We start from the raw sequence: 12,630 nt of genomic DNA on the forward strand, positions 1-12,630 counted from the left end.
TGTTCATACCTCTTCCTGTAGTCAAAATGGTTAGTTGGACGGATTTATGATTAGCTATATTGTCATTAACATAAATAGGGTAAATAGTTACAGGAAGGAAGGATTTTCTCGATGAAAAGCAAAAAGATTTTTAAGTCGCTCATCATTATTTTTACTCTTTTAATCAGCGGAATTGGTTTTATGGGTTTTTCTTCTCCGCAAAAAGCAGAGGCTAAAGACTGGCTTCATACTTATAAAAGCGGGTATTTCACTAACTATGTGATCAATACGTATCACCCTAAATTCACTAAGACGACAAAAAAGTACAGCTTGAGAGCCGTGACTTTTAAATCCAACAGTAAAGGGAAGGGCACGTATAAAATATACGTCCAAAAGCAAGTCAACGGCAAAGGTGCCTGGAAAACAATCAAAACCGCCAATGCAAAGAAAAATGGAACGACTTATTTTGAAACACCTTCGTTAAAAAAAGGAGATTCATACAGATTTAAAATGGTCAATCAAGGTTCGAAAAAACGTGTCAATTATAGTGCGAGTTGGATTGTATTCGCTTCATAATTTTGATTTTCAGCTTATAATGTTTTAGCTGCCGCAGCTGCGGCAGCTTTTTATTTTTCCGGAGCTCAACCGCCAGGAGGGCCCCCACCTGTCTCTTCGGGCGTACGTTTGTATTCACCGCATCATTCTGGATTATGCGGAAAGGTACATCGCTTCAATGAAAAGCCAATCCCGGGTCCTTTTGATTTGTTTGAAAATGTTCTGATATAAAAAAGGCGTGCCGCGGTGTAAAATGGCTATATTGATAAATATGGAGGTTGAGATGGATCAAGATTATATGACTGAGCTTGTCTCAGTCCAGCTGAAGAAAATCCGGTCGGAGAGAGGCTACACACAGGAGAAAATGGCGGATGTGATCGGCCTTTCTAAAAAGTCGCTGGTGCAGATTGAGAAAGGGCGGGCGCTTGCGGAATGGCCGCACGTTGTGGCGGTTTGCGCGCTTTTCAGATCAAGTGAAACACTGCAATCCGTATTAGGAGATGATCCGCTGGAGGTCATTGAAACGGTTGCTCACCGCACAATTGACAGGCCGAAGGGGAAGACGATGGGCGGCAAGGTGTGGTGGAAAGCCATCGAGAAAAAAGGCGAGTTCCGCTTGCAGCAGCATTTGATTTCCCACCATTACCGCATCCTTGATTCTTATGATGATCTGTGGTTCAGCAGTTTTGAAAAGGCAGAGGCTTTGGAGCGGCTTGATGAGCTGTTTTTGGAGGCGGAGGAAGCGAAGCGCTGACGCACCTCCGGTTGATGTATTTTCTGACAAGTGAGAAAATATGTATAAATTCCAGCCAAAGGAGAGATTCGAATGAAGCCTGAAGATATCGTCCGAAGCGGCCCGAATCAGTACATATGCAAGGAAGGAATCGCAAAAGAACTTCCGGGGCTGCTGGAGACATTCAGAAAACCCGTTATTGTGACCGGAATCAAATCCTATCAGGCGTTCTCCGATTACGGCGGCGGTTCTTCCTGGGATGTGATTCAGCACAAAGGATACTGTTCACCTGAGGCGGTGCGTAAGGTCTGTGAGCAGGCGGAAGACGCGGATGTGATCATCGGTATCGGAGGCGGCACGATTTTGGATTTGGCTAAAGCGGCGGCAGACCGGCTTGATATTGAGGCTGTGATGGTTCCTTCCATTGCGGGGACGTGTGCGGCAAGTACGCCGTTGAGTGTCATATATGATGAGAGCGGCAATTTTATCAGAGTTGTTTATCACAAGCGTTCAAGCTATTTGACGCTTGTTGATCCGCTGTTTTTGCTTTCCTCTCCCATTGAATATATGAAAAGCGGGATCGGTGATACGCTGGCGAAATGGTATGAGGCCGAGGCGGTCATCAGAAATACGGAGGAGGCGCCGCCGCTGATGGCGCAGGCGGGGCTGAGACAGGCGGAATATATCCGTCATCTGTTATTGCGTTACAGTGAAGCCGCCGTCGTAAGCATGGAGAAAGGCGAGCTGTCCGTACCGTTCATCCATACGGCGGAAACGATCATTATGCTTGCGGGAACGGTCGGCGGGTATGGCGGCCGTTTGTGCAGGATGGCAGGGGCGCATGCGGTCCACAACGGCCTCAGTTTTCTTCAGGAGACACATCAGGTGCTGCACGGCCAGAAGGTTGCTTACGGCATATTGGTGCAGCTCGCGCTTGAGAATCGGAGACATGAGATTGAAGAGCTGCTTCCGTTTTACCGCCGGCTCGGTTTCCCCGTCAGTCTCTGTGATCTCGGCATCCTTGACAACCATGAGGAAGCAAAGCGCCGCATCGCTTCTCACGCCTGCCGGGCGGAAGAATCGTTATGCTTAATGGGGCAATATTGCGAGAAGGACGTGTCAGTGGCGATTGAATCGCTCGAATCAGCACAAAAGACAGGATAGAGCTTGTAATCTGTCTTGTCTTTATTTTTTGAATATTTCCGTTATAATGAGTGGGGTATAGAAAGGGAGGGGCTAAAGGACATGTATCAGGCGAAGAAGATGTTGTTATTAGGATCAGGCGAGCTGGGGAAAGAAGTCGTCATTGAAGCGCAGCGGCTCGGGGTTGTCACTGTAGCCGTTGACAGCTATGAGCATGCTCCCGCCATGCAGGCCGCGCACAAAAGCTATGTGATTGATATGCTTGATAAAGCGCAGGTCAGAGAAGTCATTGAGAAAGAAAAACCGGACCTGATCGTGCCGGAAGTGGAAGCCATTGCGACGGATGAGCTGCTGAAGCTTGAGGAAGAAGGGTTTCACGTCATTCCGAATGCGCGTGCGGCGAAGCTGACGATGGACCGTGAAGGCATCAGACGGCTTGCGGCAGAGACGCTTCATCTTCCGACTGCCGGCTATGAATTCGCGAATACATATGAAGAATTTAAAGAAGCGGCGGAAACAATCGGCTTTCCGTGCGTGGTAAAGCCGCTGATGAGCTCTTCCGGAAAAGGGCAAAGCGTGTGCCGCTCGGCTTCCGGGCTGAAAAGCTGCTGGGACATGGCGATGGAAGGCGGCCGGGTGAAAAACGGCCGGGTCATCGTTGAGGAATTCATTCCGTTTGAATCAGAAATCACTCTTCTGACAGTGCGCGCGGCGAACGGTACGTCCTTTTGCGCGCCGATCGGACATGAACAAAAAGACGGTGACTATATTGAATCATGGCAGCCTCATCATATGACGGAACAGCAGATTGAAGAGGCGAAACACATTGCGAAAAGCATAACGGACGAGCTCGGCGGATACGGTTTGTTCGGGGTGGAGCTTTTCCTTACTGAAGATAAAGTATATTTCAGCGAGGTGTCTCCCCGTCCGCATGATACGGGGCTCGTTACGCTTGTGACGCAAAATTTGTCAGAGTTTGCGCTGCATGTCCGCGCGGTCTTGGGATTCCCGATTCCGGAAATCACTCAGCTGTCGCCGGGGGCAAGCCGTCCGCTGAAGGCGCCTAAAGAGCTTGCTGATTATGCGGTTGAAGGTTTGGAGAAAGCTTTGGCGGTAAAAAGCACTCAGGTCCGCGTATTCGGTAAACCCGTCACGAAAGTCGGACGCCGTATGGCGGTTGCGCTTTCTGCAGCCGAGACCGTTGAAGAGGCCAGAGAAAGAGCGGCCGAAGCACTCAGTCATTTATCAATTACATAAAATGATCTTAAAAGGCGTTTTTACCGTAATGGTAAGGCGCCTTTTTTGTTTGGACAGACTATATACTGGAAAACGGGGTTGTGAGATAATGTATGAGGCCGTTTTGTGCCGGTTTTTTAATTCTTGAAACTTTTTATGTCCGCAATCGTTATATGTAATGTTCTCATTTCACGGAGAAGGAAATAACAATACATCATACGGCTTTTCATTCATCAAGAACGGACAATCCGGATCGCAGCATGGAATATTTAAGCAGGGTAATCCGGAATAGAGGAAACCATGATTGCTTACCTTAATATGAACGGCGAAAAAACAAAAATCACCAGATTAGATTGTTCAAATAACACCAAATGCTGTATAATAAAAGAATTTGAATGATAGCATCGAAAGAATTTCATTTTATGTTTCCTTAAAATGTATTCTTTATGCATACGCAGTCCGATTTGATATGGTTTTAATTGGAGGTTTGTGTAAACTGTGAATTATATACCTAGTATGATTACAATTGGAAATTTCATTTGCGGGCTCTTATCGATTCATTCCCTTTTGTATCATAATATACACTCTGCGGTGATCTTTATTTTCACCGGGATGTTCCTTGATTTTTTTGACGGTTTGGCCGCCCGTAAGCTGAACGCGGTATCGGAGATGGGAAGAGAGCTTGACTCTTTTGCTGATCTCGTGACGTTCGGCGTAGCGCCGTCCATGCTCGCTTACAGTGTTTCACTATATACGCTTCCGTTCATCGGAATTTTAATCGCGCTTTCCTACAGCATCTGCGGGATGATCCGTCTTTCCAGATTTAATATTGAACAAAGCAAGCTGCCGACGTTTATCGGGATGCCGATTCCGTTTGCGGGTATGTGTCTTGTCATTTTGAGCTTTATCAATAACGCTTTTCTTCTGGGGGCGGGAACGATCGCGCTCGGTTATTTAATGGTCAGCAATATTAAATTTCCGCACTTTAAAAAACAGGCGCCTGAAAACCTGGAGAGCAGAAGATGGAATTAGTTCAGCAATTAATATCCGATTACGGATATATCGCGATTTTTCTCATGCTGACACTCGGTATTATCGGATTGCCTATTCCGGATGAAGTCATGATGACGCTTGTGGGCTACTTCGCTCATATAAACGTGCTGAATTACGGGCTCTCCATTCTGATCAGTTTTATCGGAGCGCTCCTTGGGATGATTATCAGCTACTTCATCGGCAGAAAAGCCGGCCGCCCGTTTATTAATAAGTTCGGGAAATGGGTCGGCCTGAAGGAAAAGAGGATGGCGAAAGTAGACAGGTGGATGAAGAAGTACGGGCCGTACACCATTATTTTAGGTTATTTTATCCCCGGCATCAGACACGTGACCTGCTACTTTTCCGGAATCGGCAGAATGGAATTCAAAACCTACTTATGCTTCGCCGCTATCGGAGCGTTTTTATGGTGTTTTATTTTTATTACTATAGGAAAATTCATAGGAGTAATCAATGTTTAATACTGCCGCTAAAGTTCTTTACCGTTCATTGATTGAACTGACTAATAATCGATTGACGTCTTATCTCATTAAAAACTTCTGTGAATCGAAACTGAGCAAGCCGATGATTCCGCTGTTTTCCAAACACTATCGCATTAACTGGAATGAAACGGAACGCACGGCTTCTGACTTTGATTCACTGGCGTCATTTTTCATTCGTGATATTAATTTGAATCTCCGCCCCGTGGCAAAAGAGAAGAACGCCATCGTCAGCCCGGTGGACGGCGTCGTTCAGACGGTGGGCATGATTAATCCCAATCAAACTTTCATGGTAAAAGGGAAGGATTATTCGTTCGCTGAACTGACGGGGTTTAAAAGCGCCGATCACAAGTATAACGGCGGGTGTTTTGCCGTGCTTTACCTGAGCCCGAGACATTACCACCGCTTCCATTCTCCCGTCAGCTGCACGTATCAAAAGCTGGCCGAGCTGGGGAAAAGCTCCTATCCCGTTAATACGATGGGGTTAAAGTACGGGAAAGATGTGCTCTCAAAAAATTACCGTTATGTGTACGAGCTGACCTGTGCTGATCAGCAGATGCTCATGATTCCGGTGGGTGCGATGAATATTAACTCGATCGTTCAGACAAACACCGGAACCAGGCTTGAGACGGGGGAAGAGCTGGGCTATTTTTCATTTGGATCGACCGTTATTTTAGTATTCGAGAAAGATATGTTTACCCCTTCGGATAACCTGACTGAAGGCCGTGAATTACAGGTCGGCCAGATCATCGGTTATGCGGAGTCACAGGAGGAGGCGTCCGCTTTATAAAAGCTGCTCCTCTTTTTTATATGGTGTAAGGAAGTGAACATTATGGAAGAAAAGGATTTGGCAAAGCTGATAGAGCAGTATCGGCATACAGGGGATCAGCAAATTCTTGAAGCCGTGCGGGACGCTTGCCGGCCTGTCGTTGAGGCGCTCATCTCAGAACTGGCTGAAGACAGCGCCGATCTTCTGCGGGCAAAAGGCCGTGACCGTTTTCCGTTTATTATCGGCAAGTATCAGACCGCGGCCGGCCTTTCGCTTGAGACCTTTTTGCACAATACGTATCGGTTTTATTTTCAGCAGGTTTTAAAAGGCGAAGCGTGACTGGAAGAAAGAGTACGGACGGAAATGTTCATCTTTCGCCCGTTTTCCTGTATGATATAGTATAGTGTGCGTGATCATTAATATAATTGAACAGGGTGTATAAATCATGGAAAAACAATATAGAGTTTTACTTTATTATAAATATGTAAAGATTGATGAGCCTGAAGAGTTCACGGCTCAGCATTTGAAGTTTTGTAAGGAGCTCGGTCTGTTAGGCCGTATTTTGATTTCTGAGGAAGGCATTAACGGCACGGTGTCCGGAACGGTTGAACAGACGGATCAATACATGAATGCGCTGAAAGCTGATCCGCGTTTTGCCGACATGCCGATCAAAATTGACGAGGCTGACGGCCATGCATTCCGCAAAATGTTTGTGCGCCATAAAAAAGAGCTGGTGACGCTTCGTCTCGAAGATGATGTTGATCCGAATGTCACGACGGGCAAGCATTTGAAACCGAAAGACTTTTATGAGCAAATGCAGGATCCTGACACGATCGTGATCGACGCCAGAAACGACTATGAGTATGACCTCGGTCATTTCCGCGGAGCGGTCAGACCTGATATTGAGGCGTTCCGTGAGCTGCCGGACTGGATTGAAGAGCACAAAGACATGCTTGAAGGCAAAAAAATCCTCACGTACTGCACAGGAGGCGTACGTTGTGAAAAATTTTCCGGCTGGCTGCTGAAAAAGGGCTTTGAAGATGTGTCCCAGCTTGACGGCGGTATCGTCACTTACGGTAAAGATCCTGAAGTGAAAGGGCAGCTGTGGGACGGACAGTGCTACGTGTTTGACGAAAGAATCAGCGTACCGGTCAACCGCGTAGAGCACGTCATCATCGGAAAAGATTATTTCACGGGCGAGCCGTGCGAGCGTTATGTGAACTGTGCAAATCCGGCATGTAATAAAAAAATGATCTGCACACCTGAGAATGAATACAAATACATGCGCAGCTGCAGTCACGAATGCCGTACGAACGAACGCAACATGTATGTGAAAGAGCACGAAATGACTCAGGAAGAAATCAATGAACGCCTTGCTTTGATTGAAAAAGAGGATCATGCGGCGATTGATTAATAGAAAAGACCACCAATGAGGTGGTCTTTTTTGTGTTTACATACTTTCTGTCCGGGCGGTCTGGTCTGCCGTGACAGGTCCTTTATATGTGAAAGCTTTTTCCCATTTGGATACGACGATGCAGGCGACCGCATGGCCGGGCACGTTGACGCCTGTTCGCGCCATGTCCATGACGCGGTCGACACCGGCAATGATGGCGACGCCTTCCGCGGGGAGACCGACGGCATTCGCTGTCGCCAGAAGCACGACGAGTGAGCCTGACGGGACGGCGGCAATGCCTTTGCTTGTCATGACGAGCACAAGCATCATCAGAAGCTGCTGAGAAAGCGGCATCTCCACATGAAACGCCTGCGCCAGAAAAATACAGGACACTGATAAATAGAGACTGGAGCCGTCACAATTCAGCGATAAGCCTGACGGAACCACAAAGGAGACGACCCGCTTCGGGCAGCCGTATTTCTCCATACGATCCATCAGCTGAGGCAGAATGGTTTCTGTGCTTGTCGTGGAAAAAGCAATCAAAAACAGATCCCAAATCATTTTCAGCACTTCAAAGTACTTGATTTTAAAGATAAGCCCCACGATCGGAAACAGAACGAAGAGTATCAGGAACAGCCCGAGAAACACAGTGCCGATCAGCTTCAGCATCGGGAGCAAAAGCGCGATTCCGAATTGTCCGACTGAGGCGGCCATCAGGGCGAGAACGCCGATCGGAGCGGTGACCATCACCATCTGCGTCAGCTTGAACATAATATTTGCCGTGGATTCAAAGAAACTCATGACAGGTGCGGAGGCTTTGCCGATGCCGGCTGCGGCAACACCGAATAGGATCGCGAAAAAAATGACGGCGAGAAGATCATTTTTCGCCATAACGTCAATGATGTTAACGGGGATAATATCAAGAAGCATTTGTTTCAGGTCGACTACTTTTTCCGTATAGCCGGAAAGCTCGTGAATGTCTTTTTTAGCAAGATGAGAGAGGTTAAGTCCGACTCCCGGCTTCAGCACGTTTGCCAATAACAGACCGAGCGCCAGAACGAGCGTCGTAATCACTTCAAACCAAATAATCGTTTTGATGCCGAGACTGCCCATTTTTTTCATACTGCCGCTGCCGGCGGCTCCGATAACAATGGTCGAAAACACGATCGGCACGACAATCATTTTAATCAGGCGGATAAATCCGTCTCCGACGGGCCGCAGCGCCATCCCGAAATCCGGGAAGAAATGGCCGATCAATGCTCCGATGGCTAAAGCGATCAAAATCTGGAATGCGATAAATTTTTTCAAGCGAATCCCCCTTTTACTTGCGCATTTCTTACGTAATTCGTGAAGCAGGCGGCAACCACCTTCCTCTCCGCCATAAATTTGTCACATTATTGACTGTGCGAAAGGAAGGATTGCTTTACATTATGTAAGCGCAATCATTGAATATGACAGAAAGTCCGCATTGGAAAAAAAGAAGGAGCATAAAAATAAAGAAAGATTTCTGCTGAAAATATTAAAAATTTTGATAATTATCCTCTTATAAGTGGTATATTTGATATGATATGGTCAACTGCATTCTCATATATCTGTGCATACAAGATTCGGGACAGAAAAAACATGCAGCCTAGAAAAGACTGAAAATTTAAACAATTAGAAGAAAGGTGTGCTTTTGTTGAATCAACTGATTGAAAGACGTAAGGTCACAGCTAGAAAAGAAAAACCGGATTCCGCTTCATTGGGATTTGGCAAGTATTTCACAGATTACATGTTTGTCATGGATTACGAAGAGGAGAGAGGGTGGCATGATCCGAGAATCACACCTTATGAACCGGTCCATCTGGATCCTTCCGCATCGGTTTTCCATTACGGGCAGGCCGTATTTGAAGGGCTGAAGGCTTACAGGTCAGAAGACGGACGGGTGTTGATGTTCCGCCCTGACCAAAATATAAAACGGCTGAATAAATCGTTACGGCGGATGAGCATGCCGCCTCTTGACGAGAAGCTGGCGCTGGAAGCATTGATACAATTGGTGGAGCTGGAGCAGGAATGGATACCGATAGAAAAAGGAACCTCTTTATATATCCGTCCGTTTGTGATTGCGACTGAGCCTTCTTTAGGCGTCCGGCCTTCAAAGCGTTACAAGTTCATGGTTGTTCTGACGCCGGTCGGTTCGTATTACGGCGATCAGCTGAAACCGATCCGCATTTATGTGGAGGATGAGTATGTGCGTGCCGTCACCGGCGGAGTGGGCGACGTCAAAACGTCCGGAAATTATGCGGCCAGCTTACAGGCTCAGCGGAAAGCCGAAGAACTGGGGTACGATCAGGTGCTTTGGCTCGACGGGGTGGAAAAGAAATATGCCGAAGAGGTAGGCAGTATGAATATCTTTTTCATCATAAACGGAGAGGCCGTAACGCCGGCGTTAAACGGAAGCATTCTCGGGGGCATCACACGCGCATCTGTGATAGAGCTGTTAAAAAGCTGGGGCATCCGTGTCAGAGAAGAACAGGTCGCCATTGATGACATCTATGAGGCTGCAATGAGAGGCGAGGTGTCAGAGGTATTCGGTACGGGAACCGCGGCCGTCATCTCGCCGGTCGGCGCGCTCCACATTCACGGAGAAACGATTGAGCTGAATAACGGTTTGATCGGTGAAGTGTCAGAAAAGCTCTATGAAACGATTGCCGGCATCCAAGTCGGGAAGGTGCGGGATTCGTTCAGATGGGTGGTTGAAGTATAAATGAAAAAAGAACCCTTGCGCTGCAGGGTTCTTTTTTGGTTATTGGGATTTTACGGCTTGCACGCGGGCTCTGCTTTTCCTGTTTTTCAAGTAATAAGCGGTGTAGCAAACGGCCATAAAGGCAATTCCGCAATAAAGGGCGATGGCCTGGTTCGGATCAAAAGCGATGCCGATACAGGAGGCGAGGCATAGGAGAAAGGCCGCTATCGGTACGGCCGGATATCCCGGCGTCCTGTATTTCAAGTCTGAAAGCTGGTGCCCTTCTTTCAGAAACCGTCTTCTGAACAAAAATTGCGATGCGGCGATGCTCATCCACACAGCCACTACCGCAAATCCTGAGACGGAGACGAGAACAAGATAGACTGTATCCGCTGCAAATACGCTTGACAACAACGACAGAATGCCGCCGATCATACTGAAGATCAGAGCGTTAAAAGGAATGCCTTTAGAGGTCAGCCTGGCAAAGGCGGGATGAAGCTCCCCTTCTTTAGACAGGGACCACAGCATACGTGATGACGCGTACAGCCCTGAATTGGCCGCGGACAGAAGCGCCGTTAAAATGACGAAATTCATCAGATCGGCCGCATAAGGCACGCCGACTCTGTCAAATACCGTGACAAACGGGCTTTCAATCACACCGGCTTCCTTGATGGAGATCATCCCTGACAGCACAAAAATCGTTCCGATAAAGAAAAGCGCCAGCCGCCAGACTGTGGTCTTAATGGCGCGCGGAACGGTTTTTTCCGGATCGGCGCTTTCCCCGGCGGCGATTCCGATCAACTCCGTCCCTGAAAAAGCAAAGTTTACTGAAAGCATCGTCATCAGTATCGGGAAAAAACCATTTGGAAAAAGGCTGCCGCCATCCGTAAAGTTCGACAGCATAGGTGCGGCCTCACCGCTTTTCATCGGGACGAGGCCGAACATCGCCGCTCCGCCCAATAAAATAAACAGTAAGATGGCTAAGACTTTAATGCTTGAGAACCAAAACTCCGATTCAGCAAAAAATTTCACGGAGAAGGCGTTTAATAAAAAGATGAAAAGAGCGAATACCGCACTCCACATCCAAACTGAAGTATGCGGGAACCAGCGCTGCATGAAGAGCCCGGCCGCCGTGAATTCAGAGCCCAGCGCCACCGCCCACGTCAGCCAGTACAGCCATGCGACCGTAAAGCCCGTCGCGGGCCCGATATAGGTCTTCGCATAGGTGTGGAATGCGCCCGTCACCGGCATGGCCACTGACAGTTCACCGAGGCAAAGCATGACAAGATAGACGATGCCAGCGCCCAAAAGGTAAGCGAAAATGGTGCCCGCCGGACCCGCCTGATGAATGGTATACCCAGAGCTTAAAAACAGCCCCGTTCCGATCACACCTCCGAGTGATAGCATAAAGAGGTGTCTGCTTTTCATACTTCTCTGAAAATTCGTCTCGTTCTTGTTGTTCATTGTTTTCCAACTTTCTGCGAGGGCCGTTCTAATAAAAAATCTCATGCCGGCGAACGGCACGAGATTCCGGCGAACCGGCTTTTTGAATAGAATATACAAACTATTCCGATTAGTCAAGTTGTTTTTAAGGTCTTGGCCCAATCGGCAATGGCTTGGATGTCCTCAGGTTTCGTCCGGCAGCAGCCTCCGATCAGGCTCACGCCGTTTTCGTACCAGCTTTGCGCGCTTTTTCCGAAATGGTTTTCGCACGCTGCGCCTTTCCAGGTTTTTGTCACCGGGTCATATTGTTCACCGGAGTTCGGATAGGCGATAATCGGTTTGGATGCTGCCCGTTTGATTTCTTCTATCAGCGGCGGAATATGTTCGATCGGTGTGCAGTTGATGCCGATCGCTGCGATTTGGCTGCAGGAGTCAAGCAGGGACGCGCATTCGGAAATAGGCGTGCCTTCGCTGATATGCCGTCCGTCTTTAGCGCTGAAGCTGATCCATGCATAAGTGCCGGGGAATTCCTCCAGCAGCCTTGTGATCGCTTTTGCTTCTGACAGGCACGGAATGGTCTCACAGGCCAAAAGATCGGCACCGGATTCTATGAGGGCTTTCATCCGGGGGCGGTGAAAGCTGATCAGCTCATCTTCCGTCAGTCCGTAATGCCCGCGATATTCAGAGCCGTCAGCGAGGCTCGCGCCGTAAGGTCCGATAGAAGCGGCGACCAAAGGTTTGGGCCGATGTAAACGGTTTTCTTCATGCGCCCAAAATTCATCGCGTGCTTGTGCGGCAAGTTCAACAGATGTCTGAATGAGACGCATCGCATCGGTTTCCGGGATGCCGCGCGCTGCAAATCCTTCAATTGTCGATTGATAACTGGCGGTGATCGCGCAATCAGCGCCGGCGGCAAAATATTCTGCATGCACCTGTTTGATCAGTTCGGGTCTCTCCAAAAGAATTTTGGCCGACCACAGATCGTCATGTAAATCACAGCCCATCCGCTCAAGCTCGGTTGCCATCGCGCCGTCTATGATCATAACCGGGTATTCATTTAATATTTGTGTAATGGGATTCATAGGCCTTCCTTTCTGACTTTACTGAAAATATATAAAAAGGGTA

At 48.1% G+C, this 12,630-nt stretch carries 13 protein-coding genes; 10 read left to right on the top strand and 3 right to left on the bottom strand.

The features are described 5' to 3' along the window. Nucleotides 1-111 precede the first annotated feature (111 nt). The 9 genes from D368_RS15160 to trhO all read left to right on the top strand — a co-directional run bounded on the left by D368_RS15160 (nt 112) and on the right by trhO (nt 7,358). Complete coding sequence (locus tag D368_RS15160; protein WP_017419322.1) at nt 112-555, top strand: hypothetical protein; 444 nt, start codon at nt 112-114, stop codon at nt 553-555. A gap of 262 nt (nt 556-817) precedes the next feature. Beyond that, complete coding sequence (locus D368_RS15165) at nt 818-1,288, top strand: helix-turn-helix transcriptional regulator (RefSeq protein WP_003156718.1); 471 nt, start codon at nt 818-820, stop codon at nt 1,286-1,288. A gap of 72 nt (nt 1,289-1,360) precedes the next feature. Further along, complete coding sequence (locus tag D368_RS15170) at nt 1,361-2,431, top strand: iron-containing alcohol dehydrogenase family protein (RefSeq protein ID WP_128574949.1); 1,071 nt, start codon at nt 1,361-1,363, stop codon at nt 2,429-2,431. Between the two features lie 81 nt (nt 2,432-2,512). After that, entirely contained in the window at nt 2,513-3,667 is a 1,155-nt protein-coding gene (gene purT, locus D368_RS15175; protein WP_003156713.1) for a phosphoribosylglycinamide formyltransferase 2, read from the top strand. A 477-nt stretch (nt 3,668-4,144) separates the two neighbouring features. Next, nucleotides 4,145-4,678, top strand: a complete 534-nt coding sequence (pssA, locus tag D368_RS15180; protein ID WP_003156712.1) for a CDP-diacylglycerol--serine O-phosphatidyltransferase — start codon at nt 4,145-4,147, stop codon at nt 4,676-4,678. Then, nucleotides 4,669-5,157, top strand: a complete 489-nt coding sequence (locus D368_RS15185) for a DedA family protein (protein ID WP_025650172.1) — start codon at nt 4,669-4,671, stop codon at nt 5,155-5,157. The genes pssA and D368_RS15185 overlap by 10 nt, the downstream gene beginning before the upstream one ends. After that, nucleotides 5,150-5,965 carry a phosphatidylserine decarboxylase gene (locus tag D368_RS15190; RefSeq protein WP_101562656.1) on the top strand — a complete coding sequence of 272 codons (816 nt, stop codon included), beginning with the start codon at nt 5,150-5,152 and terminating at the stop codon, nt 5,963-5,965. Before D368_RS15185 ends, D368_RS15190 begins: the two co-directional genes overlap by 8 nt. Nucleotides 5,966-6,007: 42 nt before the next feature. Further along, nucleotides 6,008-6,283 carry a hypothetical protein gene (locus D368_RS15195; RefSeq protein WP_101562657.1) on the top strand — a complete coding sequence of 92 codons (276 nt, stop codon included), beginning with the start codon at nt 6,008-6,010 and terminating at the stop codon, nt 6,281-6,283. A gap of 106 nt (nt 6,284-6,389) precedes the next feature. Continuing rightward, nucleotides 6,390-7,358 (top strand): oxygen-dependent tRNA uridine(34) hydroxylase TrhO, encoded by a 969-nt coding sequence (gene trhO / locus D368_RS15200; protein ID WP_031378711.1) that lies wholly within the window; start codon nt 6,390-6,392, stop codon nt 7,356-7,358. Nucleotides 7,359-7,394: 36 nt separating this feature from the next. Here trhO and gltP read toward each other — a convergent pair whose 3' ends face one another. Next, nucleotides 7,395-8,645 carry a glutamate-aspartate/proton symporter GltP gene (gene gltP, locus D368_RS15205; RefSeq protein ID WP_014304261.1) on the bottom strand — a complete coding sequence of 417 codons (1,251 nt, stop codon included), beginning with the start codon at nt 8,643-8,645 and terminating at the stop codon, nt 7,395-7,397. A 370-nt stretch (nt 8,646-9,015) separates the two neighbouring features. Between gltP and D368_RS15210 the strand changes: the two genes are divergently transcribed. Further along, a complete protein-coding gene (locus D368_RS15210) occupies nt 9,016-10,083 on the top strand; it encodes a branched-chain amino acid aminotransferase (protein ID WP_025853807.1) in 1,068 nt (355 codons plus the stop codon). Between the two features lie 39 nt (nt 10,084-10,122). Here D368_RS15210 and D368_RS15215 read toward each other — a convergent pair whose 3' ends face one another. After that, nucleotides 10,123-11,571 carry an amino acid permease gene (locus tag D368_RS15215; protein ID WP_077723125.1) on the bottom strand — a complete coding sequence of 483 codons (1,449 nt, stop codon included), beginning with the start codon at nt 11,569-11,571 and terminating at the stop codon, nt 10,123-10,125. 68 nt (nt 11,572-11,639) lie between these two features. Beyond that, nucleotides 11,640-12,587 (bottom strand): homocysteine S-methyltransferase, encoded by a 948-nt coding sequence (gene mmuM, locus D368_RS15220; protein WP_063174907.1) that lies wholly within the window; start codon nt 12,585-12,587, stop codon nt 11,640-11,642. Nucleotides 12,588-12,630 lie beyond the last annotated feature (43 nt).

Source organism: Paenibacillus lentimorbus NRRL B-30488 (genome assembly GCF_000411595.1).
In the GTDB taxonomy this organism is placed as follows: Bacteria; Bacillota; Bacilli; order Bacillales; family Bacillaceae; genus Bacillus; species Bacillus velezensis.